Raw genomic sequence first — 26442 nt, 5'->3', positions numbered from 1 at the left:
TTGCGGCAGATCGGCACACAGAGACGATCGCCATTGCCATGCACCCTTAGAGAATCCGCATGCAAACTTTTTTTATCGCGCCCACCGACTTTGGTGTGGGTCTGACCTCCATCAGCCTCGGGCTGGTGCGTACGCTGGAGCGGGCCGGGCTGAAAGTCGGCTTCTTCAAACCGATTGCCCAACCGCATCCGGGCGACACCGGCCCGGAGCGCTCCACCGAACTGGTGGCCCGCACCCACGGCCTGAAGCCGCCGCAGCCACTGGGCCTGGCCCACGTCGAGCGGATGCTCGGCGACGGTCAGCTCGACGAGTTGCTCGAAGAAATCATCACCCTCTACCAGCAGGCCGCCATCGGCAAAGACGTGCTGGTCGTCGAAGGCATGGTGCCGACCCGCAGCGCCAGCTACGCAGCGCGGGTCAACCTGCACCTGGCCAAGAGCCTCGATGCCGAGGTGATTCTGGTCTCGGCCCCGGAAAACGAAGTGCTGACCGAACTGTCCGGCCGCGTCGAGTTGCAGGCGCAACTGTTCGGCGGGCCGAAAGACCCGAAAGTCCTCGGCGTGATCCTCAACAAGGTCAAGACCGACGAAAGCATGGACGCCTTCGCCGCACGTCTGAAAGAACACTCGCCATTGCTGCGCACGGGGGACTTCCGTCTGCTCGGCTGCATTCCGTTCCAGCCGGAACTCAACGCCCCGCGCACCCGCGACGTCGCCGACCTGATGGGCGCCCAGGTGCTCAACGCCGGCGACTACGAAACCCGGCGCATGAGCAAGACCATCATTTGCGCGCGCACCATGCGCAACACCGTGGATCTGCTCAAGCCCGGCGTGCTGGTGGTAACCCCCGGCGATCGCGACGACATCATCCTCGCGGTCAGCCTCGCGGCTATCAACGGCGTACCGTTGGCCGGCCTGCTGCTGACCAGCGACACCCTGCCCGATCCACGCATCATGGACCTGTGCCGCGGTGCACTGCAGGCAGGTTTGCCGGTCTTGTCGGTGAGCACCGGTTCCTACGACACGGCCAACCTGCTCAACGGTCTGAACAAGGAAATCCCCGTCGATGATCGCGAGCGCGCGGAGATCATCACCGATTTCGTCGCCAGCCATCTGGATGCCAAGTGGTTGCACCAGCGCTGTGGCACACCACGGGAAATGCGCCTGTCGCCAGCGGTCTTCCGCTACCAATTGATTCAACGCGCCCAGGCCGCCAACAAACGCATCGTCCTTCCCGAAGGCAGCGAGCCGTTCACCGTGCAGGCGGCGGCGATCTGTCAGGAGCGCGGGATTGCCCGTTGCGTGTTGCTGGCCAAACCGGCAGATGTCGAAGCCGTCGCCCGGGCCCAGGGCATCGCGCTGCCGCCGGGGCTGGAAATCCTCGATCCGGACCTGATTCGCGAGCGCTACGTCGAGCCTATGGTCGCTCTGCGCAAGAGCAAAAGCCTCAACGCGCCGATGGCCGAGCAGCAACTGGAAGACACCGTGGTGATCGGCACCATGATGCTGGCGCTCGATGAAGTCGACGGTCTGGTCTCCGGCGTCATCAACACCACCGCCAACACCATCCGCCCGGCCTTGCAACTGATCAAGACCGCGCCGGGCTGCACGCTGGTGTCGTCGGTGTTCTTCATGCTGTTCCCGGAAGAAGTGCTGGTCTACGGCGACTGCGTGATGAACCCGCATCCAAGCGCCGCCGAACTGGCAGAGATCGCCCTGCAAAGCGCCGACTCGGCCGCCGCGTTCGGCATCACGCCACGAGTGGCGATGATCAGCTACTCCAGCGGTGAATCCGCCACCGGCGAGGAAGTCGAAAAAGTCCGCGAAGCGACTTTGCTCGCCCATGAACAACAGCACTCGCTGCTGATCGACGGGCCGTTGCAGTACGACGCCGCCGCCAACGAAACCGTGGCCCGGCAACTGGCGCCGAACAGCCAGGTGGCCGGTCGCGCCACGGTGTTCGTGTTCCCCGACCTGAACACCGGCAACACCACCCACAAGGCCGTGCAGCGCAGCGCCGATTGCGTCAGCCTCGGCCCGATGCTGCAAGGCCTGCGCAAACCGGTAAACGATCTGCCGCGCGGCGCGCAGGTCGACGACATCGTCTACACCATCGCCCTGACTGCGATTCAGGCTGCCAACCGACCTCTGGATATCTGACCCGATGCTGGCTTTTCTCCCTGCCACCCTGCGCGGCGTAATCGCCGCGCTGCTGCTGGCGCTGAACACGATCCTGCTGTGCTCGTTCCTGTTTCTTGTGGCGCTGATCAAAGTGCTGCCGTTCGACCTCGCGCGCCGCGCCTCGCGCTGGCTGATGAGCCACACCCACGAAGCCTGGATCAGCAACAACAAGGGCTGGATGAACCTGGTGCGCCGCACCCGCTGGCACCTCAGCGGTCTGCAAGGTCTGGACTATCAACACTCGTACCTGATCACCAGCAACCACCAGAGCTGGGTCGACATTCTGGTGCTGCAGTACGTGCTCAACCGACGCATCCAGCCGCTGAAATTCTTCCTCAAGCAGGAACTGATCTGGGTCCCGGTCATCGGTCTGGCGTGGTGGACACTGGGCTTCCCGTTCATGAAACGCTATTCGAAGGCCTATCTGGAAAAACACCCGGAAAAGAAAGGCAAAGACCTGGAAACCACCCGCAAGACCTGCGCGAAATTCCGCGACAATCCGGTGGGCATCTTCAACTTCGTCGAAGGCACACGCTTTACCGCAGGCAAGCACGCGCAGCAGCAGTCACCGTTCAAATACCTGCTCAAGCCCAAGGCCGGCGGCATTGCGTTCGTGCTGGATGCGATGGGTGAACAACTGGAATCGATCGTCAACGTGACCATCCACTACCCCGGCGGACGTCCGGGTTTCTGGGATCTGCTGTGCGGCAATGTGCGGGACGTGGTGGTGCACTTTGAAGAACTGAAGATCCCGCCGCAGTTCATCGGCAAGAACTACGACCAGGACGGCGAGTACCGCCTGCAATTCCAGGGCTGGATCAATCAGTTGTGGCAGGACAAGGATGCGCTGCTTGCGCAGATGCACCGCGAGTATCCGGATCGCCGCTAATCCCCTGCTTGATCGTTTCCGCGCTCTGCGTGGGAACGATCACAGCAAAAAAAAACCGCCGATGATCTCTCATCGGCGGTTTTTTCACTTCTGCTCAGCGCTTAGATCGCGCCACGCTTGCGCAGCAGATCCAGCACTTGCTTGACGCTTTCATCCAGCGACAGCGACTGGGTGTCGATCACCAGATCGGCATCCAGCGGCACGTCATACGGGAAGGATTCGCCCGGAATGTTGTCGCCACCCGCCGCATACAAACCTTGCGGATCACGCTCGGCGCACACGGTCGGCGACGCCTGGACATAGACCGTCAGCAGACGCTCCTTGCCGATCAGATCCTTAGCCTGTTCACGGCCTTCGGCACTCGGCGCCACGAACGCCGCAAGCGTCAGCAGACCGGCTTCGTTGAACTGACGTGCAACGTGTGCGGCACGGCGCCAGTTCTCGGTGCGACCGGCGCGATCATGCGGCAGACCTTTGTTGAGGTCGTGACGCAGATTCTGGCCGTCGAGTACAAACACCGCACGACCGAGGTCGAACAGCTTGCGCTCGACCGCGTACGCCAAGGTGCTCTTGCCCGCGCCGGACAGGCCGCTGAACAGCACGGTGGCCGGTTGCTGACCGAAACGCTGAGCGCGTTCTTCGGTCGCTACATGGGCCAGTTTGCCGTGGTGCGTGGCAGCGCCATGGGTCACGGGCTGGGCGACGATCATGCCGGCGCCGACGGTGCCGTTGGTCAAACGGTCGATGACGATGAAGGCACCCGTGGTGCGGTTGCTGTCGTAACCGTCGAGGGCGATCGGCGCGTCGAGCGCGATCTTCACCTTGCCGATTTCGTTGAGCTGCAACGCGCTCGCCGGGCCTTCTTCGAGGGTGTTGACGTCGACCTTGTTGACGATGCTGGCGATGGAGCCCGGCACGTAACTGGTGGCGCGCTTGATGTCGTATTTCTTGCCCGGCAGCATCGGCTCTTCAGCCATCCACACCAGCATCGCTTCGAAGCTGTCGGTCACTGGCGGAACGTTGTCGGCATGGACCAGCAGGTCGCCACGGGAGATGTCGATTTCGTCTTCCATGGTCAGCGTCACGGCCTGGCCCGGGCCTGCATGCTCCAGCTCACCTTCGAAGGTGACGATGGATTTCACGCGGCTGCTCTTGCCAGACGGCAGCACCACGACTTCGTCGCCCTTCTTGACGATGCCGCTGGCGAGAGTGCCGGCGAAACCGCGGAAGTTCAGGTTCGGACGGTTGACGTACTGCACCGGGAAACGCAGATCGGTGAAGTTGCGGTCGCCCGCCACTTCCACGGTCTCGAGGATTTCCATCAGCGACTGGCCGGTGTACCACGGCGAGCGCTCGGACTTGTTCACCACGTTGTCGCCCTTCAGAGCGGACATCGGCACGAAGTGCATGCTGGTCGGCTTCATCTTCAAGCCTTCGGCGAACTTCAGGTAGTCGGCCTTGATCGACTCGAACACGCCCTGATCGAAGCCCTTGAGGTCCATCTTGTTGATGGCGACGACGATGTGCTTGATGCCCAGCAGGGATGCAATGAAGCTGTGGCGGCGGGTCTGGGTCTGCACGCCGTAACGGGCGTCGACCAGAATGATCGCCAGGTCACAAGTGGAGGCGCCGGTGGCCATGTTGCGGGTGTACTGCTCATGGCCGGGGGTGTCGGCGATGATGAATTTGCGCTTGGCGGTGGAGAAATAGCGGTAGGCGACATCAATGGTGATGCCCTGCTCGCGCTCGGCCTGCAGGCCGTCGACCAGCAACGCCAGGTCGATGTCGTCACCGGTGGTGCCGACTTTCTTCGAATCGCGGGTGATGGCTTCGAGGTGATCCTCGTAGATCATCTTCGAGTCGTGCAGCAGGCGCCCGATCAGGGTGCTCTTGCCGTCATCGACGTTACCGCAGGTCAAAAAGCGCAGCAGCTCTTTACGTTCGTGCTGGCCCAGGTAGGCGAGGATGTCCTCGCTGATCAAATCAGATGCGTGCGACATGACAGCCCCTTAGAAATAGCCTTGACGTTTCTTGTCTTCCATCGAGCCGGCGCCATCGTGGTCGATGACCCGGCCCTGGCGCTCGGAAGTTCGCGTCAGGAGCATTTCCTGAATGATGTCCGTCAGGCTTTCGGCCTCGGACTCCACCGCGCCCGTCAACGGGTAGCAGCCAAGGGTACGGAAACGCACTTTCTTTTTGACGATGCGCGCCTTGTCCTCGTCGGACAGGTGCTCGAGGATACGCTCGTCGTCGATCATGATCAGCGTGCCGTTCTTCTCGATCACTTCGCGTTCGGCGGCGAAGTACAGCGGCACGATCGGGATGCCTTCGAGGTAGATGTACTGCCAGATGTCCAGCTCGGTCCAGTTCGACAACGGGAACACACGAATGGATTCGCCCTTGTTGACCTTGCCGTTGTAGACGTTCCACAGCTCGGGGCGCTGGTTCTTCGGGTCCCAGCGGTGTTTGCTGTCGCGGAACGAGTAGACGCGCTCCTTGGCGCGGGACTTCTCTTCATCGCGACGGGCGCCGCCGAAGGCCGCGTCGAAACCATGCTTGTCGAGTGCCTGCTTCAGGCCTTCGGTCTTCATGATGTCGGTGTGCTTGGCGCTGCCGTGGGTGAACGGGTTGATGCCCTGCGCAACGCCATCCGGGTTGACGTGGGTGATCAGGTCCAGGCCAAGCTCTTCGACCATCTTGTCGCGGAACTTGTACATCTCCTGGAATTTCCAGCGGGTGTCGACGTGCATCACCGGAAACGGCAGTTTGCCCGGGAAGAACGCCTTGCGTGCCAGATGCAGCATCACGGCGGAGTCTTTACCGATGGAGTACAGCATCACCGGGTTGTCGAACTCGGCGGCCACCTCGCGGATGATGTGGATGCTTTCCGCCTCCAGCTGTTTCAGATGCGTCAGTTTGTCGACCATGGCTACTCACGAAAGCTTTCTTATGAACGGCCAGCGGGCCGTGTTCGAGCGAGGAATCCTAGCACAGCGACCTCTTCTAATCAGGACGCCAACTAGATCGAAAGGGCATATGAATATGCCTGCCCGTTCGGGCGCTCAGATCGGATTCGGGCAGTCGATGAAGATATGCTCCAACGCAAAACGTTTCGCCAGGTAATCGCCCAGCGCCTGCACGCCATAGCGTTCGGTGGCGTGGTGGCCGGCGGCGATGAAGCTGATATCGTTTTCCCGGGCGCTGTGGAACGTCTGCTCGGAGGCTTCACCACTGAGAAACAGATCGACGCCGGCGGCGATCGCATTATCGATATAGCCCTGACCGCCACCGGTGCACCAGCCGACCCGACGGATCATCGCGCTGCCTTCGACCAGCAGCGGCTCGCGGCCCATGACTTCCTGCACTTTGCGGGCAAAGTCGCGCGGGGTCATCGGCTCGCTCAGTGAACCGACCAGACCGACGATCTTCAGATTGTCCGGATCCAGCGGTCCCTCGACGGTGATGTCCAGCTGACGGGCCAACTGCACGTTATTGCCGACGTCCGGATGCAGATCCAGCGGCAGGTGATAGCCGAGCAGGCTGATGTCGTGCTTGAGCAATGTCTTCAGTCGGCGCTGCTTCATGCCGGTGATGCATGGGTTTTCGCCCTTCCAGAAATAACCGTGATGCACCAGCACCAGATCGGCTTCGGCCTCGACAGCGGCATCCAGCAATGCCTGACTGGCGGTGACGCCGCTGACGATGCGCATCACCTGCGGACGCCCCTCGACCTGCAGGCCATTGGGGCAATAATCGGCAATTTTCGCACTGCCAAGGTAACGGTCGGCTTCTTCGACCAGGGTGCTCAGGGCGACGGCCATGAAAGACTCCTAAATATCCCGTTCAGAGGCGCGCGCGGCCTCGTATAATGCGCGACATTATGGGCGGTCTGACCCCGCCTGCAACTTTTCCAGGACGTGCTTAATGCTCAAGGCGCTGCGTTTTTTCGGCTGGCCGCTGTTGGCCGGCGTGCTTATCGCTCTGTTGATTATTCAGCGTTACCCGCAGTGGGTCGGGCTTCCGAGCCTCGATGTCAACCTGCAACAGGCCCCGCAGACCACCAGCGTGCAGCAGGGGCCGGTGTCCTATGCCGACGCGGTGACCATCGCCGCGCCGTCGGTGGTGAACCTGTACACCACCAAGGTCATCGCCAAACCGGCGCATCCGTTGTTCGAGGATCCGCAGTTCCGACGTTTCTTCGGTGACAATTCGCCGAAGCAGAAGCGCATGGAATCGAGCCTCGGCTCCGGCGTGCTCATGAGCCCGGAAGGCTACATCCTGACCAACAACCACGTCACCAGCGGTGCCGACCAGATCGTCGTGGCGCTCAAGGACGGCCGTGAAACCCTGGCGCGGGTGATCGGCAGCGACCCGGAAACCGACCTTGCGGTGCTGAAGATCGATCTGAAGAACCTGCCGGCGATCACCGTCGGCCGTTCCGACAACATCCGCATCGGCGACGTCGCACTGGCCATCGGCAACCCGTTCGGCGTCGGCCAGACCGTGACCATGGGCATCATCAGCGCCACCGGCCGCAACCAGCTGGGCCTGAACAACTACGAAGACTTTATCCAGACCGACGCGGCGATCAACCCGGGCAACTCCGGCGGTGCGCTGGTCGACGCCAACGGCAACCTCACCGGCATCAATACCGCGATCTTCTCCAAGTCCGGCGGCTCGCAAGGCATCGGTTTTGCGATCCCGGTGAAACTGGCGATGGAAGTGATGAAGTCGATCATCGAGCACGGTCAGGTGATTCGCGGCTGGCTGGGCATTGAAGTGCAACCGCTGACTCAGGAACTGGCCGAGTCGTTTGGCCTGTCCGGGCGTCCGGGGATCGTGGTGGCAGGGATTTTCCGCGATGGCCCGGCGCAGAAGGCCGGCCTGCAACTGGGTGACGTGATCCTCAGCATCGACGGCGAACCGGCGGGCGATGGCCGCAAGTCGATGAACCAGGTGGCGCGGATCAAGCCGACCGACAAGGTTACGATTCAGGTGATGCGCAATGGCAAGGAGTTGAAGCTGACGGCCGAGATCGGTCTGCGTCCGCCGCCAGCGCCAGTGAAAGAAGAACAGTAAGCACAAAAACTGTGGGGGCGAATTCGCTCCCACAAATCAAACAGCCAAGTCAGAATCGCCACTGAAAGCAGCACCTCAAACCCTTTGCCCCGCAACTACCTCCCCATCCGCGAATCTCGATACCTCCCTGCGCAGGCCTTGTCGAAGGACTCGTTCCCCTCGAACGCCACTGCACCGACTTTCACCTGAACATACAACTGTTGTTGATTCGCCCCCGCAATTCGATCAGGTCAGGATAACCAGGTGCATCATAAATGAGTACAACTGATAACACTTTGATTACCGAGCGAATTAAAGCTGGGGAAAAAAGCATAAAAAACTATCATTTCTATCAGTAGCCAAGATACCACGCAGGTCATAACATCGTTTCTGTCATTTGACGCTTCTAAATTTTGACACGGAGTTGAAACATGGAAAATTTTAAAAAGGGTACAAAAGAAAATATAAATCCATCAGTTAAAAAATCGACGGGCAAAGGGACTTTTTATCTAAACTTTGGCGGCAGGGAGTTCAAGGCGAATATTGTTGAGCGGGATGTGCAAGCAGAATTCCCCACCATCAGAGCCTGGAGTGGAAAAGACCTTGTGGAAGTGGAGTTCCTTGCGCCTCCCGACACCCTTTTAAAGATGAAATTCGTTGACGGTGCTCCGCCATATATATCAGTAAGACTTGATAGCACCCAATACTATAGCAAAAGCGGAACTTTGATTATCAAGGTTGATTCTCAAGACAAATTAAACCACATAGATGGGGCGTTCGATTGTTTGGCAACCGATGGTACTGAGATGTTTGGCCTGTTCAAATTCCATGAGACCGAATAACCAGACTGTCCCATGCTCAAAAGGCGCATGGCATCCAGCTCATCAATACTCCGGGTGAACAGGCATCACGAGCAATTACATCCAATGTTGCAGAGAAGCCGTTTTCCTCGAAGAACGATGACGCGACATTACTGCTATATCGCGTCATCGTTCTTTGCGGGCAGGTTCGCTCTATTGGATCAAAGATCGCCTAACCCATCGATCAACGCCTGATTCTGCTCCGGCGTGCCGATCGAGATCCGCAGGAACTGGGCAATCCGCTCCTGCTTGAAGTGGCGCACGATCACGCCCTGTTCACGCAGTTTGGCCGCCAGCCCCGCCGCATCGTGTTGCGGATGCCGGGCGAAGATGAAGTTCGCCGCTGACGGCAGCACTTCAAAGCCCCTGGCCTGCAACTGCGCAACCACCCATTCGCGGCTCTCGACGACCAGCGCGCAGGTCTTGTCGAAGTACTCGCGATCCTCGAACGCCGCGGCCGCGCCGACATTGGCCATGCGATCGATCGGGTAGGAGTTGAAGCTGTTCTTGATCCGCTCCAGCGCCTCGATCAGGTCCGGATGCCCGACTGCCAGACCGACCCGCAGGCCCGCGAGCGAACGGGACTTGGACAGGGTCTGGGTCACCAGCAGGTTCGGATAACGGCTCACCAGGCTGATCGCGGTTTCACCGCCAAAGTCGATGTAGGCCTCGTCGACCACCACCACCGAATCCGGGCTGGCCTTGAGAATCTGCTCGACCGCTTCCAGCGCCAGCAGGCAGCCGGTCGGCGCATTCGGGTTGGGGAAGATGATCCCGCCATTCGGCTTGGCGTAGTCGGCCGGGTTGATCCGGAACTGTGCATCCAGCGGCACCGCGTCGAAATCGATGCCGTAAAGGCCGCAGTAGACCGGATAGAAGCTGTAGCTGATATCCGGAAACAGGATCGGCTGATCGTGTTGCAGCAGGCCGTGGAAGATGTGCGCCAGCACTTCGTCCGAACCGTTGCCCAGGAACACTTGATTGCTCTGCACGCCGTAGTACTTGGCGACGGCGTTTTTCAGCAGATCGCTGTTCGGGTCCGGGTACAGACGCAGGTTGTCATTCAGTTCAGCCTGCATTGCAGCCAGGGCTTTTGGCGACGGGCCGTACGGGTTTTCGTTGGTGTTGAGCTTGACCAGACGGGTCAGTTTTGGCTGCTCGCCCGGTACATAAGGCACCAGATCCTTGACGAACGGGCTCCAGAATTTACTCATGTTCAGTTCCCCTTCACTTCGTCTTTGATGCGGTATTCGGCGCTGCGCGCGTGGGCGCTCAGCGATTCGCCACGGGCCAGGATCGAGGCCGTCTTGCCCAGCTCCGAAGCACCGGCCTCGGAGCAGAAGATGATCGACGAACGTTTCTGGAAGTCATACACGCCCAGCGGCGAGGAGAAACGCGCGGTGCCGGAGGTCGGCAACACGTGGTTCGGACCTGCGCAGTAGTCGCCCAGCGCTTCGGAGGTGTGGCGACCCATGAAGATCGCACCGGCATGGCGGATCTGCGGCAGCCAGGCCTGCGGGTCGGCGACCGACAGTTCAAGGTGTTCCGGGGCGATGCGGTTGGCGACTTCGATGGCCTGGGCCATGTCGCGCACGTGGATCAGGGCTCCACGACCGTTGATCGAGGTTTCGATGATGGTTGCGCGATCCATGGTCGGCAGCAGTTTATCGATGCTCGCGGCGACCTTGTCGAGGAACTCGGCGTCCGGGCTGACCAGGATGGCCTGGGCGTCTTCGTCGTGCTCGGCCTGGGAGAACAGGTCCATGGCGATCCAGTCCGGATCGGTCTGGCCGTCGCACACCACGAGGATTTCCGACGGACCGGCGATCATGTCGATACCGACCTGACCGAACACGTGACGCTTGGCGGTGGCAACATAGATGTTGCCCGGGCCGACGACCTTGTCCACCTGCGGCACGCTTTCGGTGCCATAGGCCAACGCGGCAACAGCTTGTGCGCCACCGATGGTGAATACCCGGTCGACGCCGGCGATGCACGCCGCCGCCAGCACCAGCTCGTTGACTTCACCGCGCGGGGTCGGCACCACCATGACCACTTCGGTCACGCCGGCGACCTTGGCCGGAATCGCGTTCATCAATACCGACGACGGGTACGACGCCTTGCCGCCCGGCACGTACAGACCGGCGCGATCCAGTGGCGTGACTTTCTGGCCCAGCACCGTGCCATCGGCTTCGGTGTAGCTCCAGGAGTCCTGCTTCTGTTTTTCGTGATAGCTGCGCACCCGGGCGGCGGCTTTTTCCAGCGCTTCGCGTTGTGGCACGGTGATACGGGTCAGGGCCAGTTCCAGGCGCTCGCGCGGCAGGATCAGGTCCGCCATCGAGGCAACTTCGAGGCCGTCAAATTTCTGGGTGAACTCGACCAGCGCCGCGTCACCGCGCTCGCGCACCGCCTTGATGATGTCCAGCACCCGCTGATTGACCGAGTCGTCAGACACACTTTCCCAGCTCAGCAGATGATCCAGATGATGCGCGAAATCCGGGTCAGCAGCGTTGAGTCGGCGAATTGCAGTCGGTGCGGTCATAGCGAGAGCCTCATAGGAATGGCAAAAAACTCAGGCGCCCGAAACTACCATTCGATCCGCTTGGGCACCTGAGATTCTGGCTATGAGGCGGATAGACGGCGCAACTTGACGTCGCGCAGGTAAATCAGCCGCGGTGTCGAGACTCCACTGCCTTGCGCAAGGTGTCGATCAACGCCTGGATTCGGGCGTGTTGCATTTTCATCGAAGCCTTGTTGACCACCAGACGCGAGCTGATTGTGGCGATCAGTTCCTGGGGTTCCAGGCCGTTGGCGCGCAGGGTGTTGCCGGTGTCGACCACGTCGATGATCTTGTCGGCCAGACCGATCAGCGGTGCCAGCTCCATCGAGCCGTACAGCTTGATGATGTCGACCTGACGGCCCTGCTCGGCGTAGTAACGCTTGGCGACATTGACGAATTTGGTGGCGACGCGCAGGCGGCCCTTGGGCTCGACCGCACCGACCTTGCCGGCGGTCATTAACTTGCACTGGGCAATCTGCAGATCCAGCGGCTCGTACAGGCCTTGCCCCGTGTATTCCATCAGCACGTCTTTACCGGCAACGCCGAGGTCGGCCGCGCCATGCTCGACATAGGTCGGCACGTCGGTGGCCCGCACGATCAACAGGCGAACGTCTTCCTGGGTCGTGGGGATGATCAGCTTGCGGCTCTTGTCCGGATTCTCGGTCGGCACGATGCCCGCTTCGGCGAGAAGCGGCAGGGTGTCGTCAAGGATGCGGCCCTTGGACAGTGCGATGGTCAACATGGGAAACGTCAGTCCTTATCAAGGTACTCATGTCCGGTCGCAATCGGCGCCGGACATACATCGAGGGCGTTGCCACCCCCGATCAAAACGAATTCAACGGACACGTCCCTGTGTCCAGATGCAGCGATTAGCCCGGAACGCGACGGATCTTGGCGCCCAGCATCTGCAGTTTTTCCTCGATGCACTCGTAACCACGGTCAATGTGGTAGATGCGGTCGATCAGGGTATCGCCTTCAGCCATCAGGGCCGAGATCACCAGGCTGGCCGAAGCCCGCAGGTCGGTAGCCATGACTGGCGCGCCCTTGAGGATGTCAGTACCGGTCACGATGGCCGTGTTGCCCTCGACCTGGATCTTGGCGCCCATGCGGTGCAGTTCGTACACGTGCATGAAACGGTTTTCGAAGATCGTCTCGATCACGGCGCCGGTGCCTTCGGCAATGGCGTTCAGCGAGATGAACTGCGCCTGCATGTCGGTCGGGAACGCCGGGTACGGCGCAGTGCGCACGTTGACCGCTTTCGGGCGCTTGCCGTGCATGTTCAGCTCGATCCAGTCTTCACCGCAGGTGATTTCTGCGCCGGCTTCGCGAAGTTTTTCCAGAACGGCTTCGAGGATGGTCGGATCGGTGTCCTTGACCTTCACGCGGCCACCGGTGACCGCAGCGGCCACCAGGTAGGTGCCGGTTTCGATACGGTCAGGCATGACTTTGTAGAAGGTCGAACCCAGACGCTCGACGCCGTCGATGGTAATGGTGTCGGTGCCGGCACCGGATACCTTGGCGCCCATGGCGTTGAGGAAGTTCGCCAGGTCGACCACTTCAGGTTCACGGGCGGCGTTCTGCAACACGCTGCGGCCCTTGGCCAGAGCGGCGGCCATCATGATGTTCTCGGTACCGGTCACGCTGACGGTATCGAAGAAGAAATGCGCACCGCGCAGGCCACCTTCAGGCGCCTTGGCCTTGATGTAGCCGCCTTCGACGTCGATGACCGCACCCATGGCTTCAAGGCCACGGATGTGCAGGTCGACCGGACGCGAACCGATGGCGCAACCGCCAGGCAGTGCGACTTCGGCCTCACCGAAACGCGCAACCATCGGGCCCAGCACCAGGATCGAAGCACGCATGGTTTTCACCAGCTCGTACGGAGCGATCAGGGTCTTGATCGTGCGCGGGTCGATTTCGACGCTGAGCTTCTCGTCGATCACAGGCTCGATACCCATGCGACCGAACAGCTCGATCATGGTGGTGATGTCGTGCAGGTGCGGCAGGTTGCCAACGGTAACCGGGCCATCGCACAGCAGAGTGGCGGCCAGGATCGGCAGGGCGGAGTTCTTCGCCCCGGAGATGCGGATCTCGCCATCAAGACGAGCGCCACCGGTAATAATCAATTTATCCATAAGAATCTCGACGCCCTAGGGCTCAGGTGCGCTCGGCCCAGGCCGCGCTGCTGAAAAATTTCATAGTGACCGCATGGATGCTGCCATCGGCGATCCAAGGGTTCAAATGGGCATAGATGCTTTGCTGACGCTTGACCGGGCTCAACGCCGCCAGTTCATCACTAATCACGTTCAGCTGAAAGTTGCAGCCTTCGCCTTCAACTTCCACCAGCGTTCCTGGCAGCTTTCCTTCAAGGAAGCTCTTCACTTCTACGGCCTGCATGCTCAACCTCAATCGGCGCCCTGTGCGCACGGGTCGGACATCATACAAAAAAGCCCCGCGCCTGCGAACCCCGCTGCGCAGGACTCTGACGGGGGGCTTCTCTATCGATGCGGGTTCAGGGTTGCGCCAACAGCTCGGTCAGTTCGCTGACCTGAGCAATTTCGCGCATGTCTTCAGGCATCCCGCGAATGCTGACCGCCTTGCCGGCGGCCTTGGCATCGCGAATGAAGCACAGCAGCAGCGACAGACCGACACTGCTGGACTTCTCCACCGCCGAGCAATCGATCACCAATGCCGGGGCAGTGCACGACTTGATCAGCGCCCTGCCCTGCTCGCGCAGATCAGGGCCGGTGCGGTAATCCAGCACACCGCTGAGCTGCAGCTCACTGGCTTCGTCCAGACGAATGGCCGATTCGGTCATTGGGCAGGCTTCTCGTTCTGGTCGGCCGACTGCTTGGCCTTGGCGACTTCCCCGGCCCAGCCGTTGATGGTCTTGTCCAGATCGTTGCCATTGCGCTGCATCGCGTCGGCGAACTGGTCACGGAACAGCTTGCCAATGTTGATGCCGTTGATGATCACGTTGCGCAGTTTCCACTCGCCGCTGATCTTCTCCAGGGTGTACGACACCGGATAGATCGCGCCGTTGTTGCCCTTGACGGTCATGCCGACACTGGTGCGGTCGCCCGACTCATCCTTGGGTGCATCGACGGTGATGCCCTGGTTATTGTATTCAAGCAGCGCGTTGCCATAGAACTGGAACAGGCCGCGCTTGAAGTTTTCCTCGAAGGTCTTCATCTGCGCCGGCGTTGCCTTGCGCGAATATTTGACCGTCATGATGCTCTTGGAAATACCTTCGGCATCGACTACTGGGCCGACGATGGTGTTCAGCGCCGTATAGAAATCCTGCGGATCCTGCTTGTACTTCTCTTTATTGGCCGACAGATCGGCGAGCATCCGGTTTGTCGTGTCCTGAACCAGATCGTGCGCCGATTGTGCCGCCACGGCGTTAGCCACCAGCGGCAGCGCCGCAAGCAACACCAACAGGCCACGTCGCAAGGTAGAGATCATTCAAAAGCTCCTCATTTGGCGTCTTTGCTAACGGTATTGAGCAGGAATTTACCGATCAGGTCTTCCAGTACCAGAGACGACTGCGTGTCGTGGATGGTTCCACCATCCTTGAGCCGGGTGTCTTCCCCGCCCACGCTGATACCGATGTATTTCTCGCCCAGCAACCCCGCAGTCAGGATAGATGCTGTGGAGTCGGTCGGCAGATTGTCGACGCTTTTATCCACTTGCAGGGTCACCCGGCCGGTGAAACTGTCGCGATCCAGATCGATCGCCGTGACCTTACCGATGGTCACACCCGCCATCGTCACTTTGGCTCTGACCGTCAAACCGGCAATATTGTCGAAATAGGCATAAAGCTTGTAGGTATCAGTGGTCGAAGTCGGAGACAGGCCACTGACCCGCAGGGCAAGCAGCAACAAAGCCAGGATCCCTGCCAGCAGGAACAGGCCGACACCGATTTCCAGGGTGCGGTTTTGCATCAGAAATCTCCAAACATCAAAGCGGTCAGAATAAAGTCCAGGCCGAGGACTGCCAGCGAGGCGTAAACCACGGTCTTGGTGGTGGCACGGCTGATTCCCTCGGAAGTGGGTTCGCAGTCATAGCCTTGAAATACGGCGATCCAGGTGACGACAAAAGCGAATACTGCACTTTTGATGATGCCGTTGAGCACATCGTCACCGAAGCTCACGCTGTTCTGCATGTTCGACCAGTAGGAACCTTCGTAGACGCCCAGCCAGTCGACGGCGACCCACGAACCGCCCCAGATGCCGACCACGCTGAAGATCATCGCCAGCACCGGCAGGGAAATGAAACCGGCCCACAGGCGTGGTGCGATGATGTACTTGAGCGGGTCGACCCCGATCATCTCCAGGCTGGACAGCTGTTCGGTGGATTTCATGTTGCCGATTTCCGCCGTCAGCGCCGAACCGGCACGACCGGCAAACAACAGCGCGGTCACCACCGGCCCCAGCTCACGCAGCAGGGTCAGCGCGACCATCTGGCCGACAGCCTGCTCCGAGCCGTAACTCGACAGGATGTTGAAGCCCTGCAGCGCCAGCACCATGCCGATGAAAATCCCGGACACCACGATGATCACCAGCGACATCACGCCGACGGAATGCAGCTGCTTGACCAGCAGGCCAAAACCGCCGCCGATGCCGCCACGCCCGAGCAGGGCATGAAACAGAAACAGGGTCGAACGCCCGAACACTGCGACGCTGTCGATTCCGGCGAGGCCGAAACGACGCACACGCTCCATTAATGTAATTCTGCGCATCAGCGGCGCTTCCCCAGAAGATCTGCGCGCAAATCCGGCGCTGGAAAGTGATACGGCACCGGGCCATCGGGTTCACCGGTCATGAACTGGCGGATTCGCGGATCGTCCGAGTTCATCAGTTCATCCGGCGTGCCCTGCCCCAATACCTGGCCATCACCGACCACATAGATGTAGTCGGCGATACTCGCCGTTTCGGCGAGGTCGTGGGACACCACGATGCTGGTGATACCCAGGGCATCGTTGAGCAGACGAATCAGGCGAACCAGCACGCCCATGGCGATCGGATCCTGGCCGACGAACGGTTCGTCGTACATAAGGATCTGCGGGTCGAGAGCAATGGCCCGCGCCAGCGCGACACGACGTTTCATGCCGCCGGACAGCTCGTCAGGCATCAGCTCGATCGCACCGCGCAGGCCTACTGCCTGCAACTTGAGCAGCACGATGTCGCGGATCATCTCGTCCGGCAGGTCGGTATGAACGCGCAGCGGGAAGGCGACGTTCTCGAATACATCGAGATCGGTGAACAGTGCACCGCTCTGAAACAGCACGCCCATGTGCTTGCGCGCATCGAACAGATCGCTGCGCGACAGCTTCGGCAGATTCTGGCCGTTGACCCAGACTTCGCCTTTGGATGGCCGCAACTGGGCCCCCATCAGGCGCAACAGTGTGGTCTTGCCACACCCGGAAGGCCCCATGATGCCGGTGACCTTGCCACGCGGGATGCGGATATCGATGTTATTGAAAATGCTCCGCGCACCGCGCTTGAAGGAGACTCCCTTCAGCTCGACCGCGTAGGCGTTATCGGCACTCATCTAAACTCCTTGCGATGCAGCCTCTCACTCGGACGCCTGGCTTTCTTGAGAAAACCCCTACATCCCGGGCAGGCCGAACTGGCGGCGAACTATATCACTGCAAAGGGCAAGCGCCCAAGGCCTGCGCCGGCCCGGATTCTGCGTACCGAAGGGGCCGAAGCCTTATTTACAGAGTTTTGGTAACGAGGAATGACAAAGCACGACGAACTTGCGTGAGGCTTTTCAACATAACCGCTATAATCGCCGCCTTTTCATCGGGCTATACGATTTCTGACATGAGCCAAACCAGCGACCTGATTCAATCGGCACAACGCACCATCCGCCTCGAAGTGGAAGCCGTACAAGGCTTGTTGCCCCATATCGACGCCGATTTCGTACGCGCTTGCGAGATGATTCTGGCCAGCAAGGGCCGTGTTGTCGTAGTCGGCATGGGCAAGTCCGGGCACATCGGCAACAAGATTGCCGCGACCCTGGCCAGCACCGGCACCCCGGCGTTTTTCGTGCACCCGGCCGAGGCCAGCCACGGCGACATGGGCATGATTACCCGTGACGACGTGATTCTGGCCCTGTCGAACTCCGGCTCCACCAACGAAATCGTCACCCTGCTGCCACTGATCAAGCGCCTGGGCATCCAGCTGATCAGCGTCACCGGCAACCCGCAATCGCCATTGGCCAAGGCCGCCGAGGTCAATCTCAACGTTCACGTCGAGCACGAAGCCTGCCCGCTGAACCTGGCACCGACCTCCTCGACCACCGCCGCGCTGGTCATGGGCGACGCCCTGGCCGTGGCACTGCTGGAGGCGCGCGGCTTCACTGCCGAAGATTTCGCCTTTTCCCACCCGGGCGGCGCGCTGGGCCGACGCCTGCTGCTGAAAGTGGAAAACGTCATGCACGCCGGACAGGAACTGCCGCAGGTGAAGCGCGGCACCCTGCTCAAGGACGCGCTGATGGAAATGACCCGCAAAGGCCTGGGCATGACCGTCATTCTGGAAGCCGATGGCAAACTGGCCGGGATTTTCACCGACGGCGACCTGCGTCGCACCCTGGACCGCAGCATTGATATCCACAGCGCCACCATCGACCAGGTGATGACGGTGCACGGCAAGACCGCACGCGCCGAGATGCTTGCCGCCGAAGCCCTGAAAATCATGGAAGACCACCGAATCAACGCGCTGGTTGTCGTGGATGAAGAGGATCGCCCGATCGGCGCCTTCAACCTCTCCGACCTGCTGCGCGCAGGAGTGATGTAAATGAGCACCGATCTGCTGCAACGCGGCAAAGCCATCAAACTGGCGGTCTTCGACGTCGATGGCGTCCTCACCGATGGGCGCCTGTACTTCCTTGAAGACGGCAGCGAGTTCAAGACTTTCAATACGCTCGATGGCCAGGGCATCAAGATGCTGATGAACGCGGGCGTACAGACTGCCATCATCAGCGGTCGCAAGACCCCGGTGGTCGAGCGTCGAGCCAAGAACCTGGGCATCCCTCATCTGTTTCAGGGACGCGAAGACAAACTGGTGGTTCTCGACGGTCTTCTGGAACAACTGGGCCTAAGCTATGAACAAGTGGCATATCTCGGTGACGACCTGCCCGACCTGCCCGTGATCCGTCGCGTGGGGCTGGGCATGGCCGTGGCCAATGCCGCAGCTTTCGTGCGCGAACACGCTCACGGCATCACCCTCGCCCGTGGCGGCGAAGGTGCCGCCCGCGAATTCTGCGAACTGATCCTGCGCGCTCAAGGCAGTCTCGACGCCGCCAACAACGCGTACCTGTGAGTCCAATCATGTTTAGCAAAAAGTTTCGCAACATCCTGCTGTTCGGTTGCATCGCAGCGATTTTTGGTGCGGTCGGCTACTGGAACATCAGCCCGGAACGCTTCCTCGACAAACCGCCGGTTTCGGCAGAGGAAAGCCCGATCGACTGGTATGCGACCAATACCCACACGATCCAGTACCTCGAAGACGGCAAAGTGCAGTACGAAATGACGTCCGACAAGGCTGAGCACGTCAAGGCGACCGACATTACACTGGTCACCAAACCCGACCTGAACATGTTTCGTGGCACCGACTTCCCATGGCACGTGACGAGTGAACGCGGCGAAGTGAACTCCGGCGGCACCGAGGTCGAACTGATCGACTCGGTACGCATCAAGCGCACCGACGAAAAGAACCGCGACACCCTGATCACCTCCACTCGCATGACGGTGTTCCCGCAGCAGCAATATGCGCAGACCCAGCAACCCGTTAGAATCGACGGCGCTGGCGGTGTATCGACTGGCGTAGGAATGAAAGCGTATTTGAAGGAAAGCAGGATACACCTGCTATCGAACGTAAGAGGACAGTATGAGGCTCGTTAAAACCCTCCCTATTTTGCTCAGTCTGGGCGCAGCACTGGGAAGCGTGAGCGCCTGGGCTCTGCCGAACGATCAAGAGCAGCCAATCCGCATTCAGGCCGACGATGCCCAGCTGGACGACAAGAACGGCGTTGCCACCTATAAAGGCGACGTGATCATCACCCAGGGTTCGATGATCGTCAAAGGCAACACCGTGACCATGACCCGTGCGCCCAACGGCGACATCGACGTTGTGACTTCGGTGGGCAACCTCGCCTACTTCGAACAGCTGCAGACTGCCGGCGACACCAAGCCTGTTCAGGGCTGGGGCGTGACCATTCAGTACCACGCACAGCAGAACCGCGTTGTGCTGATCGACAAGGCAAAAGTCGTCGACAAGGACAACAACACCACTCAGGGCGAGAAGATCGTCTATGACACGGTGAAAAAACTGGCCAGCGCCGGTCGCGCTACCGGCAGCAAGGTCACCGAGGCGCGTCCGCGCATCGACATGGTGATCCAGCCGAAGAAGAAAACCGACGAGAAAACCCAGTAATGGCAACTCTGAAAGCTCAGCACCTGGCCAAGGCCTATAAAAGCCGCCAGGTCGTGCGCGACGTCAGCCTGTCGATCGACAGCGGTCAGATCGTCGGCCTGCTCGGCCCGAACGGCGCCGGCAAGACCACGTGTTTCTACATGATCGTCGGCCTGGTTCAGGCCGATCAGGGTCGCGTACTGATCGACGACCTGGACGTCAGTCACCAGCCAATGCACGGTCGTGCCAAGGCCGGTATCGGCTATCTACCGCAAGAAGCGTCGATCTTCCGCAAACTGTCGGTAGCCGACAACATCATGGCCATTCTCGAGACTCGTCAGGAGCTCGACAAGGCCGGTCGTCGCAAGGAGCTGGAAAGCCTGCTGCAGGAATTCCACATCAGCCACATCCGCGACAACCTCGGCATGAGCCTTTCCGGTGGTGAGCGCCGCCGAGTGGAAATCGCCCGCGCACTGGCCACGGCACCGAAATTCATCCTGCTCGACGAACCGTTCGCCGGTGTCGACCCGATCTCGGTCGGCGACATCAAGCAGATCATCCACCACCTCAAGGCCAAGGGTATTGGTGTACTGATCACCGACCACAACGTCCGCGAGACGCTGGATATCTGCGAAACCGCCTACATCGTCAACGACGGTCAGTTGATCGCCGAAGGCGACTCCGCGACCATCCTCGCCAACGATCTGGTGAAGGAAGTGTATCTGGGTCACGAGTTCCGCCTGTAAGCACGACGGCATTCGACCAGCCGTCCGGGTGCTGTAACGTTGAAGCGCCTTTTTATACGCTTTTATTGTTACAGCGCTCTAGGCAAACACGACAGTTTCAGGCATATAATTTGCTTAAGTTTGGCGCCTCGGCGCCCTGTAGTGGATGGCGCATAGCGCCGGCGAATAAGGTGTTAAGCCCCTGCCATGAAACCATCGCTAGTCTTGAGAATGGGCCAGCAGCTGACGATGACACCGCAGCTGCAACAGGCCATCCGCCTGCTCCAATTGTCGACCCTGGATCTGCAACAGGAAATCCAGGAGGCTCTGGAATCCAATCCGATGCTCGAACGCCAGGAAGACGGCGACGACTTCGACAACTCCGATCCCATGGCCGACAACGCCGAACAGAAGCCCAACACCGAGATCCAGGAACCCTCCTACCAGGAGACCGCGCCGACAGTCGATAACCTCGAAGACGGCGAATGGAACGAGCGAATCCCCAACGAACTGCCAGTCGACACCGCCTGGGAAGACGTCTACCAGACCAGCGCCAGCAGCCTGCCAAGCAGCGACGATGACGAGTGGGACTTCACCACCCGCACTTCCGCCGGTGAGAGTCTGCAAAGCCATCTGCTGTGGCAGTTGAACCTGGCACCGATGTCCGACACCGATCGCCTGATCGCCGTGACCCTGATCGATTGCATCAACAATCAAGGCTACCTCGACGAGACCCTCGAAGAGATCCTTGACGCCTTCGATCCGGAGCTCGATATCGAACTGGACGAAATCGAAGCGGTCCTGCACCGTATCCAGCAGTTCGAACCGGCTGGCATCGGCGCACGCAACCTGGGCGAATGCCTGCTGCTGCAATTGCGCCAACTGTCGGCCAAGACCCCTTGGCTGGCCGAAGCCAAGCGCCTGGTTACCGATTACATCGATCTGCTCGGCAGCCGCGACTACAGCCAGCTGATGCGTCGCATGAAACTCAAGGAAGACGAACTTCGCCAGGTCATCGAACTGGTGCAGAGCCTCAACCCGCGCCCCGGTTCGCAGATCGAGTCGACCGAAGCCGAATACGTGGTGCCTGACGTGATCGTGCGCAAGGACAACGAACGCTGGCTGGTGGAGCTGAACCAGGAGTCGGTGCCCCGCCTGCGGGTCAACGCCCAGTACGCCGGTTTCGTGCGCCGCGCCGACACCAGCGCCGATAACACCTTCATGCGCAATCAGTTGCAGGAAGCCCGCTGGTTCATCAAGAGCCTGCAAAGCCGCAACGAAACCCTGATGAAAGTGGCCACCCAAATCGTCGAGCATCAGCGCGGTTTTCTGGAGTACGGCGACGAAGCGATGAAGCCCCTGGTCCTGCATGACATCGCAGAAGCGGTGGGCATGCACGAGTCGACGATTTCCCGCGTGACTACGCAAAAATTCATGCATACCCCTCGGGGCATATATGAACTGAAATACTTTTTCTCCAGCCATGTGAGCACCTCCGAAGGCGGCGAATGCTCGTCCACGGCGATCCGCGCGATCATCAAGAAACTGGTAGCCGCGGAAAATCAGAAAAAGCCGTTGAGTGACAGCAAGATCGCTGGTTTACTGGAGGCACAAGGCATTCAGGTGGCTCGCCGCACCGTCGCCAAGTACCGCGAATCCCTCGGGATCGCGCCTTCGAGCGAACGCAAGCGGTTGATGTAAGCCACGTTACAGCGTTCCAGTGGCAGGCTCTTCGGCCTGCCGCTTTATGCACTGGCAACGAAGGAGAAGCTGTATGCAAGTCAACATCAGTGGACACCAACTGGAAGTGACCCAGCCTCTGCGCGAGTACATCGAGCTCAAGCTCAAGAAGCTCGAAGGGCATTTCGACAAGATCACCAACGTGCAAGTCACGATGTGTGTCGAAAAGCTGAAGCAGAAAATCGAAGCCACGCTGCATATTCCCGGCAATGAGGTCGTCGCCAACGCGGAACATACCGATATGTACGCTGCGATCGACGCGCTGACCGACAAGCTCGATAAACAACTCAAAAAGCATAAGGAAAAGACCCAGAGCCTACTTCAGGGCGCTACCGGTCGATAACCCCCACCCCCATGATCCGACTTGAAAGTATCCTGACCCCCGGCCGTTCCCTGGTGAACGTGCCGGGCGGCAGTAAAAAGAAAGCCCTCGAACAAATTGCCAACCTGATCGCCCGGGAAGTCCCGGATCTGGAGATGCAAGATGTCTTCGAGGCATTGATTGCCCGTGAAAAACTGGGTTCTACCGGTTTTGGCAACGGCATCGCCATCCCCCACTGCCGCCTCAAGGGCTGTGAAGCGCCGATCAGTGCGCTGATGCACCTTGATGCCCCCATCGATTTCGACGCCATCGACGGCGCGCCCGTGGACCTGCTGTTCGTCCTGCTGGTGCCGGAAGCCGCCACCGATGCGCACCTGGAGCTGTTACGCCAGATCGCCAGCATGCTCGACCGCAAGGACGTGCGCGAAAGACTGCGCAGCGCGCCAAGCAACGAAGCCTTGTACCAGGTTGTACTGGAAGAACAGAACAGGCCGTAACCATGCGCTTGATCATTGTCAGTGGCCGTTCCGGCTCGGGTAAAAGTACCGCCCTGGATGTCCTTGAGGACAACGGCTACTACTGCATCGATAATCTGCCGGCCGGTCTACTGCCGGAACTGGCCGAACGGGCCCTGATTCATACCGAGCTGGCGCAGCCACTGGTGGCAGTATCGATCGATGCACGCAATCTGCCGAGCCATCTGACCCGTTTTCCGGAATTGCTTGAAGACGCACGCGCCAAGCATATTCAATGCGATGTCCTGTACCTGGATGCCGACGAAGAAACCCTGCTCAAGCGTTTCTCTGAAACTCGCCGCCGCCACCCACTGAGCAACGCCAATCGTTCTCTGGCAGAGGCCATTCAGGATGAAAGCACCCTGCTCGGCCCCATTGCCGATCTCGCCGACCTGAAGATCAATACCACCCATCTCAACCTGTACCAGCTACGCGACACGATCAAGTTGCGCCTGCTGAATCAGCCGGAACCTGGCACCGCGTTTCTGGTCGAGTCGTTCGGTTTCAAACGCGGCATGCCGGTGGATGCGGATCTGGTGTTCGATGTACGCTGCCTGCCGAACCCATACTGGAAACCGGAACTGCGCGCGCAATCCGGTCTCGATCAGCCGGTCGCCGAGTATCTGGCGGCGCAGCCTGAGGTCGAGGAGATGTATCAGGATATTTACACGTACCTGCACAAATGGTTGCCGCGCTTTGCCGCGAGCAACCGCGCTTACGTCACCATTGCCATCGGCTGCACCGGCGGGCATCACCGTTCCGTTTACCTGACCGAACGTCTTGGCCAGGCGCTGCAGAAGACCCTGAAGAACGTCCAGGTTCGCCACCGCGACCTCAGCTAAAGGATTCACACCGCGATGCCTGCTCGGGAAATAGAAATCATCAACAAGCTGGGCCTGCATGCCCGCGCATCGGCAAAATTCGTCGGCGTGGCGGGCCAGTTTCCCGATTGCGCGATCAGAGTCGGCCGCACCCCGGACACCACGGTTGACGGTAAAAGCATCATGGCGATGATGATGCTTGCTGCGGGTAAGGGCACCAAAATCCACCTGAGCACCGAAGGCCACCAGGAACAGGAAGCCATGGATGCGCTGGTTGCGTTGATCAATAACTACTTCGATGAAGGTGGTTGAAAACGCTTGAAGCGAGGGAGCAAGCTCCCTCCTGCGTTTCAGCCCAATGCCGTATCCATCACCATCATCAGGCAGAAGCCAATCAACAATCCCAGGCTTGCCAGCTTCTCGTGACCATTGCGTCGCGACTCCGGAATGACCTCGTGAGTCACCACCAGCAGCATGGCGCCCGCCGCCAACGCCAGCCCCAAGGGCAGTAACAATTCGGCAAGGCTGACCAGCCACGCGCAAAGCAGCGCGAACACCGGTTCGACCAGACCTGACGCTGCGCCAATCAAAAACGCCTTGTCCCGCGACATCCCGGCACCGGCCAGTACCAGCGCAATCACCAGCCCTTCCGGTACATCCTGCAAGGCAATCCCCATCGCCAGACTGTCTGCGTCAGGCATTCCACCGCCAGCCGAGACACCGACCGCCATGCCTTCCGGGATGTTGTGGGCAATGATGGCGAACACGAACAGCCAGATCCGCGGCGGAATCACCGGATGCTCGACAGTGCCGATGAGCATTTCCGGCGAGGCGCCCGACACTCGACGATCAACCAGATACAGGCCGAATGCCCCCAGCAGGATGCCAAAACAGATCAGGCCACTGGCGCCCCATGGGCTCAGCCCCAGGCTTTCGGCGGCGGAGATTCCCGGCACGATCAGCGAAAAGGCGGTCGCTGCCAGCATCACGCCGGCGCCAAAACCCAACAGCGTATCCCCCAGTGCCTGAGGCATGTTGCGGATCACCAGCACCGGAACCGCGCCGAGCGCGGTGCCAAGGGCGCAAATCGCCCCGCCCTGCAATGCCCGCGACAACCTCGGCTCCAGGTTCAGCCATTCCAGTGCGTGGGCGACCAGCAAAGTCATACCCGCCAACAGCAGCAGCGATCCGATTGCGTAACGAAACATGCGCCCACTTCCGATCGCCAGTGTCTCAGTGCCCATAGTCAGCCTTGTATTGTTTTTATAGAAGACTTAAACCAGCGCAGCCTGATAGCGCGCAGCGACTTGTGGCCAGTTGATCACGTTGTAGAAAGCGCTGATGTATTCCGGCCGACGGTTCTGATAACGCAAGTAGTAGGCGTGCTCCCACACATCCAGACCGAGAATCGGCGTGTTGCCGTTCATCAGCGGGCTGTCCTGATTGCCGCTGCTTTCTACCACCAGTTTCTTGTCCGGCGTCACGCTGAGCCACGCCCAGCCACTGCCGAAGCGGGTCAGCGCAGCTTTGGTGAAGGCCTCCTTGAAACTGTCGAGGCCACCCAGTTGCTCATCAATTGCCTTGGCCAGCGCACCGTCCGGCTTGCCACCGCCGTTAGGCACCATGACTTCCCAGAACAACGAATGGTTGGCATGACCACCACCCTGGTTGATCACCGCCGCCCGGAGTTTTTCCGGCAGTTGCCGGACGCTGGCGACCAGTTTTTCCACCGGCCACTCCGCGAACTCAGTGCCCTCGACCGCAGCGTTCAGATTATTGATGTAGGTCTGGTGATGCTTGGTGTAGTGGATCTCCATGGTTTGCGCATCGATGTGCGGCTCCAGTGCGTCGTAGGCGTAAGGCAAGGCTGGCAGGGTAAAAGCCATTTCAATGGACTCCATGGTGATGTGGGGCAGGCGCGCGGCGAGCATTACCGGTGTCCGGATGCAGCAAACGCTGGGTACGCGGGTATTCGCCGTGCTCGCTGATGAAATTGAGCAGCTCGACGTAGGTCTTGCTGCTCTGGCGCAGCGCCGCTTCACGCAGGGCCGGGCGCAGGCGCTCGTCCTGCATGGTCTGCAACAACCGTTGATGGATCGCGCACAGGTACTCGGCGCTCTCCTCCGGCTGATTCAGCTGCAGATGCAGATCCGCCAGGTTGTGATGGGAGATGACGCAAGCCGCCACCGCTTCGTCGGCATCGGCCCAGCGCTCGAACAACACCTGCGCTAAAGCCAGGGCTTGCAGGTAGGCCTCGCGGGCATCGATCAGCTCGCCCAGGATGAAGCAGCGATTGGCCCGTTCGATCGTGCGTTTCCAGTGCTCCATGGTGAACCTCCAAAGCGGTTGCGG

The 26442-nt window shown here is 60.0% G+C and carries 30 protein-coding genes; 14 read left to right on the top strand and 16 right to left on the bottom strand.

All coding sequences use genetic code 11. From position 1 onward, the window contains the following. Nucleotides 1-59: 59 nt before the first annotated feature. Nucleotides 60-2159 carry a phosphate acetyltransferase gene (gene pta / locus L6D81_RS05175; RefSeq protein ID WP_236178154.1) on the top strand — a complete coding sequence of 700 codons (2100 nt, stop codon included), beginning with the start codon at nucleotides 60-62 and terminating at the stop codon, nucleotides 2157-2159. 4 nt (nucleotides 2160-2163) lie between these two features. Then, nucleotides 2164-3069, top strand: coding sequence for an acyltransferase (locus L6D81_RS05170; RefSeq protein ID WP_236178153.1), 906 nt, complete (start codon nucleotides 2164-2166; stop codon nucleotides 3067-3069). Between the two features lie 101 nt (nucleotides 3070-3170). On the opposite strand, the gene cysN is transcribed toward L6D81_RS05170, so the two are convergent. The 3 genes from cysN to L6D81_RS05155 form a co-directional block, all read right to left on the bottom strand. Continuing rightward, nucleotides 3171-5069 (bottom strand): sulfate adenylyltransferase subunit CysN, encoded by a 1899-nt coding sequence (cysN, locus tag L6D81_RS05165; protein WP_236178152.1) that lies wholly within the window; start codon nucleotides 5067-5069, stop codon nucleotides 3171-3173. A gap of 9 nt (nucleotides 5070-5078) precedes the next feature. Next, nucleotides 5079-5996 carry a sulfate adenylyltransferase subunit CysD gene (gene cysD / locus L6D81_RS05160; RefSeq protein WP_007953546.1) on the bottom strand — a complete coding sequence of 306 codons (918 nt, stop codon included), beginning with the start codon at nucleotides 5994-5996 and terminating at the stop codon, nucleotides 5079-5081. 135 nt (nucleotides 5997-6131) lie between these two features. Then, entirely contained in the window at nucleotides 6132-6890 is a 759-nt protein-coding gene (locus tag L6D81_RS05155) for a Nif3-like dinuclear metal center hexameric protein (protein WP_011332485.1), read from the bottom strand. Nucleotides 6891-6993: 103 nt separating this feature from the next. Between L6D81_RS05155 and algW the strand changes: the two genes are divergently transcribed. Further along, nucleotides 6994-8148 carry a Do family serine endopeptidase AlgW gene (algW, locus tag L6D81_RS05150; protein WP_236178151.1) on the top strand — a complete coding sequence of 385 codons (1155 nt, stop codon included), beginning with the start codon at nucleotides 6994-6996 and terminating at the stop codon, nucleotides 8146-8148. Nucleotides 8149-8558: 410 nt separating this feature from the next. Continuing rightward, entirely contained in the window at nucleotides 8559-8969 is a 411-nt protein-coding gene (locus L6D81_RS05145; RefSeq protein ID WP_236178150.1) for a hypothetical protein, read from the top strand. A gap of 179 nt (nucleotides 8970-9148) precedes the next feature. Here the strand turns inward: L6D81_RS05145 and hisC are convergent, their stop codons facing one another. The 10 genes from hisC to L6D81_RS05095 all read right to left on the bottom strand — a co-directional run bounded on the left by hisC (nucleotide 9149) and on the right by L6D81_RS05095 (nucleotide 17100). Then, entirely contained in the window at nucleotides 9149-10201 is a 1053-nt protein-coding gene (gene hisC / locus L6D81_RS05140; protein ID WP_236178149.1) for a histidinol-phosphate transaminase, read from the bottom strand. Nucleotides 10202-10203: 2 nt separating this feature from the next. Beyond that, nucleotides 10204-11529, bottom strand: a complete 1326-nt coding sequence (gene hisD, locus L6D81_RS05135) for a histidinol dehydrogenase (protein WP_007953552.1) — start codon at nucleotides 11527-11529, stop codon at nucleotides 10204-10206. A 124-nt stretch (nucleotides 11530-11653) separates the two neighbouring features. Beyond that, nucleotides 11654-12289: an ATP phosphoribosyltransferase gene (hisG, locus tag L6D81_RS05130; RefSeq protein WP_007953554.1), complete on the bottom strand. Its 636-nt coding sequence runs from the start codon at nucleotides 12287-12289 to the stop codon at nucleotides 11654-11656. Nucleotides 12290-12416: 127 nt separating this feature from the next. After that, complete coding sequence (gene murA, locus L6D81_RS05125; RefSeq protein WP_236178148.1) at nucleotides 12417-13682, bottom strand: UDP-N-acetylglucosamine 1-carboxyvinyltransferase; 1266 nt, start codon at nucleotides 13680-13682, stop codon at nucleotides 12417-12419. A 22-nt stretch (nucleotides 13683-13704) separates the two neighbouring features. Then, nucleotides 13705-13944, bottom strand: coding sequence for a BolA family protein (locus L6D81_RS05120; RefSeq protein WP_039769303.1), 240 nt, complete (start codon nucleotides 13942-13944; stop codon nucleotides 13705-13707). A 115-nt stretch (nucleotides 13945-14059) separates the two neighbouring features. Then, entirely contained in the window at nucleotides 14060-14365 is a 306-nt protein-coding gene (locus L6D81_RS05115) for an STAS domain-containing protein (protein ID WP_039769302.1), read from the bottom strand. Beyond that, the gene (locus L6D81_RS05110) at nucleotides 14362-15012 is read right to left on the bottom strand and encodes an MlaC/ttg2D family ABC transporter substrate-binding protein (RefSeq protein WP_236178147.1); all 651 of its coding nucleotides are present in this window, start codon (nucleotides 15010-15012) and stop codon (nucleotides 14362-14364) included. The genes L6D81_RS05115 and L6D81_RS05110 overlap by 4 nt, the downstream gene beginning before the upstream one ends. Before the next feature lie 11 nt (nucleotides 15013-15023). Beyond that, nucleotides 15024-15491, bottom strand: a complete 468-nt coding sequence (mlaD, locus tag L6D81_RS05105) for an outer membrane lipid asymmetry maintenance protein MlaD (protein WP_007953559.1) — start codon at nucleotides 15489-15491, stop codon at nucleotides 15024-15026. Continuing rightward, the gene (mlaE, locus tag L6D81_RS05100) at nucleotides 15491-16288 is read right to left on the bottom strand and encodes a lipid asymmetry maintenance ABC transporter permease subunit MlaE (protein ID WP_007953561.1); all 798 of its coding nucleotides are present in this window, start codon (nucleotides 16286-16288) and stop codon (nucleotides 15491-15493) included. The genes mlaD and mlaE overlap by 1 nt, the downstream gene beginning before the upstream one ends. Next, a complete protein-coding gene (locus L6D81_RS05095; protein WP_236178146.1) occupies nucleotides 16288-17100 on the bottom strand; it encodes an ATP-binding cassette domain-containing protein in 813 nt (270 codons plus the stop codon). The genes mlaE and L6D81_RS05095 overlap by 1 nt, the downstream gene beginning before the upstream one ends. A gap of 275 nt (nucleotides 17101-17375) precedes the next feature. Between L6D81_RS05095 and L6D81_RS05090 the strand changes: the two genes are divergently transcribed. The 10 genes from L6D81_RS05090 (at nucleotide 17376) to L6D81_RS05045 (ending at nucleotide 24402) form a co-directional block, all read left to right on the top strand. Then, a complete protein-coding gene (locus tag L6D81_RS05090) occupies nucleotides 17376-18350 on the top strand; it encodes a KpsF/GutQ family sugar-phosphate isomerase (protein WP_236178145.1) in 975 nt (324 codons plus the stop codon). Beyond that, entirely contained in the window at nucleotides 18351-18875 is a 525-nt protein-coding gene (locus tag L6D81_RS05085; RefSeq protein WP_236178144.1) for a KdsC family phosphatase, read from the top strand. An 8-nt stretch (nucleotides 18876-18883) separates the two neighbouring features. Further along, nucleotides 18884-19456, top strand: a complete 573-nt coding sequence (lptC, locus tag L6D81_RS05080; protein ID WP_236178143.1) for an LPS export ABC transporter periplasmic protein LptC — start codon at nucleotides 18884-18886, stop codon at nucleotides 19454-19456. Continuing rightward, nucleotides 19443-19988 carry a lipopolysaccharide transport periplasmic protein LptA gene (gene lptA / locus L6D81_RS05075; RefSeq protein ID WP_115076561.1) on the top strand — a complete coding sequence of 182 codons (546 nt, stop codon included), beginning with the start codon at nucleotides 19443-19445 and terminating at the stop codon, nucleotides 19986-19988. The genes lptC and lptA overlap by 14 nt, the downstream gene beginning before the upstream one ends. Then, nucleotides 19988-20713, top strand: a complete 726-nt coding sequence (lptB, locus tag L6D81_RS05070; protein WP_007953572.1) for an LPS export ABC transporter ATP-binding protein — start codon at nucleotides 19988-19990, stop codon at nucleotides 20711-20713. Before lptA ends, lptB begins: the two co-directional genes overlap by 1 nt. A 186-nt stretch (nucleotides 20714-20899) precedes the next feature. Next, nucleotides 20900-22393 carry an RNA polymerase factor sigma-54 gene (locus L6D81_RS05065; RefSeq protein ID WP_011332472.1) on the top strand — a complete coding sequence of 498 codons (1494 nt, stop codon included), beginning with the start codon at nucleotides 20900-20902 and terminating at the stop codon, nucleotides 22391-22393. Between the two features lie 73 nt (nucleotides 22394-22466). Then, the gene (hpf, locus tag L6D81_RS05060) at nucleotides 22467-22775 is read left to right on the top strand and encodes a ribosome hibernation-promoting factor, HPF/YfiA family (RefSeq protein ID WP_011332471.1); all 309 of its coding nucleotides are present in this window, start codon (nucleotides 22467-22469) and stop codon (nucleotides 22773-22775) included. 11 nt (nucleotides 22776-22786) lie between these two features. Beyond that, nucleotides 22787-23251, top strand: coding sequence for a PTS IIA-like nitrogen regulatory protein PtsN (gene ptsN / locus L6D81_RS05055; protein WP_236178142.1), 465 nt, complete (start codon nucleotides 22787-22789; stop codon nucleotides 23249-23251). 2 nt (nucleotides 23252-23253) lie between these two features. Then, a complete protein-coding gene (gene rapZ, locus L6D81_RS05050; RefSeq protein WP_236178141.1) occupies nucleotides 23254-24111 on the top strand; it encodes an RNase adapter RapZ in 858 nt (285 codons plus the stop codon). Between the two features lie 15 nt (nucleotides 24112-24126). Continuing rightward, the gene (locus L6D81_RS05045; RefSeq protein WP_236178140.1) at nucleotides 24127-24402 is read left to right on the top strand and encodes an HPr family phosphocarrier protein; all 276 of its coding nucleotides are present in this window, start codon (nucleotides 24127-24129) and stop codon (nucleotides 24400-24402) included. 38 nt (nucleotides 24403-24440) lie between these two features. Here L6D81_RS05045 and L6D81_RS05040 read toward each other — a convergent pair whose 3' ends face one another. Genes L6D81_RS05040 through L6D81_RS05030 form a run of 3 tightly spaced genes read right to left on the bottom strand, consistent with a single transcriptional unit; the run spans nucleotide 24441 to nucleotide 26418 of the window. Continuing rightward, a complete protein-coding gene (locus tag L6D81_RS05040; protein WP_236178139.1) occupies nucleotides 24441-25334 on the bottom strand; it encodes a ZIP family metal transporter in 894 nt (297 codons plus the stop codon). Nucleotides 25335-25364: 30 nt separating this feature from the next. After that, the gene (locus L6D81_RS05035; protein ID WP_236178419.1) at nucleotides 25365-25976 is read right to left on the bottom strand and encodes a superoxide dismutase; all 612 of its coding nucleotides are present in this window, start codon (nucleotides 25974-25976) and stop codon (nucleotides 25365-25367) included. Between the two features lies 1 nt (nucleotide 25977). Beyond that, nucleotides 25978-26418, bottom strand: a complete 441-nt coding sequence (locus tag L6D81_RS05030) for a hypothetical protein (protein ID WP_236178138.1) — start codon at nucleotides 26416-26418, stop codon at nucleotides 25978-25980. Nucleotides 26419-26442 lie beyond the last annotated feature (24 nt).

Source organism: Pseudomonas sputi, assembly GCF_021603585.1.
Taxonomy (GTDB): domain Bacteria; phylum Pseudomonadota; class Gammaproteobacteria; order Pseudomonadales; family Pseudomonadaceae; genus Aquipseudomonas; species Aquipseudomonas sputi.
Note: the sequence above shows the minus strand (reverse complement) of the source record. Positions and strands in the feature narration are given on the sequence as shown.

Bases quoted from the DNA above. Each gene is read 5' to 3' on its own strand.
- L6D81_RS05090 (WP_236178145.1), top strand. From the start codon at position 17,376: ATGAGCCAAACCAGCGACCTGATTCAATCGGCACAACGCACCATCCGC.
- L6D81_RS05120 (WP_039769303.1), bottom strand. From the start codon at position 13,944: ATGCAGGCCGTAGAAGTGAAGAGCTTCCTTGAAGGAAAGCTGCCAGGA.
- rapZ (WP_236178141.1), top strand. From the start codon at position 23,254: ATGCGCTTGATCATTGTCAGTGGCCGTTCCGGCTCGGGTAAAAGTACC.
- L6D81_RS05095 (WP_236178146.1), bottom strand. From the start codon at position 17,100: ATGAGTGCCGATAACGCCTACGCGGTCGAGCTGAAGGGAGTCTCCTTC.
- ptsN (WP_236178142.1), top strand. From the start codon at position 22,787: ATGATCCGACTTGAAAGTATCCTGACCCCCGGCCGTTCCCTGGTGAAC.
- algW (WP_236178151.1), top strand. From the start codon at position 6,994: ATGCTCAAGGCGCTGCGTTTTTTCGGCTGGCCGCTGTTGGCCGGCGTG.
- L6D81_RS05115 (WP_039769302.1), bottom strand. From the start codon at position 14,365: ATGACCGAATCGGCCATTCGTCTGGACGAAGCCAGTGAGCTGCAGCTC.
- hisD (WP_007953552.1), bottom strand. From the start codon at position 11,529: ATGACCGCACCGACTGCAATTCGCCGACTCAACGCTGCTGACCCGGAT.
- lptA (WP_115076561.1), top strand. From the start codon at position 19,443: ATGAGGCTCGTTAAAACCCTCCCTATTTTGCTCAGTCTGGGCGCAGCA.
- lptC (WP_236178143.1), top strand. From the start codon at position 18,884: ATGTTTAGCAAAAAGTTTCGCAACATCCTGCTGTTCGGTTGCATCGCA.
- pta (WP_236178154.1), top strand. From the start codon at position 60: ATGCAAACTTTTTTTATCGCGCCCACCGACTTTGGTGTGGGTCTGACC.
- hisG (WP_007953554.1), bottom strand. From the start codon at position 12,289: ATGTTGACCATCGCACTGTCCAAGGGCCGCATCCTTGACGACACCCTG.
- L6D81_RS05045 (WP_236178140.1), top strand. From the start codon at position 24,127: ATGCCTGCTCGGGAAATAGAAATCATCAACAAGCTGGGCCTGCATGCC.
- L6D81_RS05035 (WP_236178419.1), bottom strand. From the start codon at position 25,976: ATGGCTTTTACCCTGCCAGCCTTGCCTTACGCCTACGACGCACTGGAG.
- L6D81_RS05170 (WP_236178153.1), top strand. From the start codon at position 2,164: ATGCTGGCTTTTCTCCCTGCCACCCTGCGCGGCGTAATCGCCGCGCTG.
- mlaD (WP_007953559.1), bottom strand. From the start codon at position 15,491: ATGCAAAACCGCACCCTGGAAATCGGTGTCGGCCTGTTCCTGCTGGCA.
- hpf (WP_011332471.1), top strand. From the start codon at position 22,467: ATGCAAGTCAACATCAGTGGACACCAACTGGAAGTGACCCAGCCTCTG.
- L6D81_RS05110 (WP_236178147.1), bottom strand. From the start codon at position 15,012: ATGATCTCTACCTTGCGACGTGGCCTGTTGGTGTTGCTTGCGGCGCTG.
- L6D81_RS05145 (WP_236178150.1), top strand. From the start codon at position 8,559: ATGGAAAATTTTAAAAAGGGTACAAAAGAAAATATAAATCCATCAGTT.
- hisC (WP_236178149.1), bottom strand. From the start codon at position 10,201: ATGAGTAAATTCTGGAGCCCGTTCGTCAAGGATCTGGTGCCTTATGTA.
- murA (WP_236178148.1), bottom strand. From the start codon at position 13,682: ATGGATAAATTGATTATTACCGGTGGCGCTCGTCTTGATGGCGAGATC.
- L6D81_RS05155 (WP_011332485.1), bottom strand. From the start codon at position 6,890: ATGGCCGTCGCCCTGAGCACCCTGGTCGAAGAAGCCGACCGTTACCTT.
- L6D81_RS05085 (WP_236178144.1), top strand. From the start codon at position 18,351: ATGAGCACCGATCTGCTGCAACGCGGCAAAGCCATCAAACTGGCGGTC.
- cysD (WP_007953546.1), bottom strand. From the start codon at position 5,996: ATGGTCGACAAACTGACGCATCTGAAACAGCTGGAGGCGGAAAGCATC.
- cysN (WP_236178152.1), bottom strand. From the start codon at position 5,069: ATGTCGCACGCATCTGATTTGATCAGCGAGGACATCCTCGCCTACCTG.
- L6D81_RS05040 (WP_236178139.1), bottom strand. From the start codon at position 25,334: ATGGGCACTGAGACACTGGCGATCGGAAGTGGGCGCATGTTTCGTTAC.
- lptB (WP_007953572.1), top strand. From the start codon at position 19,988: ATGGCAACTCTGAAAGCTCAGCACCTGGCCAAGGCCTATAAAAGCCGC.
- L6D81_RS05030 (WP_236178138.1), bottom strand. From the start codon at position 26,418: ATGGAGCACTGGAAACGCACGATCGAACGGGCCAATCGCTGCTTCATC.
- mlaE (WP_007953561.1), bottom strand. From the start codon at position 16,288: ATGCGCAGAATTACATTAATGGAGCGTGTGCGTCGTTTCGGCCTCGCC.
- L6D81_RS05065 (WP_011332472.1), top strand. From the start codon at position 20,900: ATGAAACCATCGCTAGTCTTGAGAATGGGCCAGCAGCTGACGATGACA.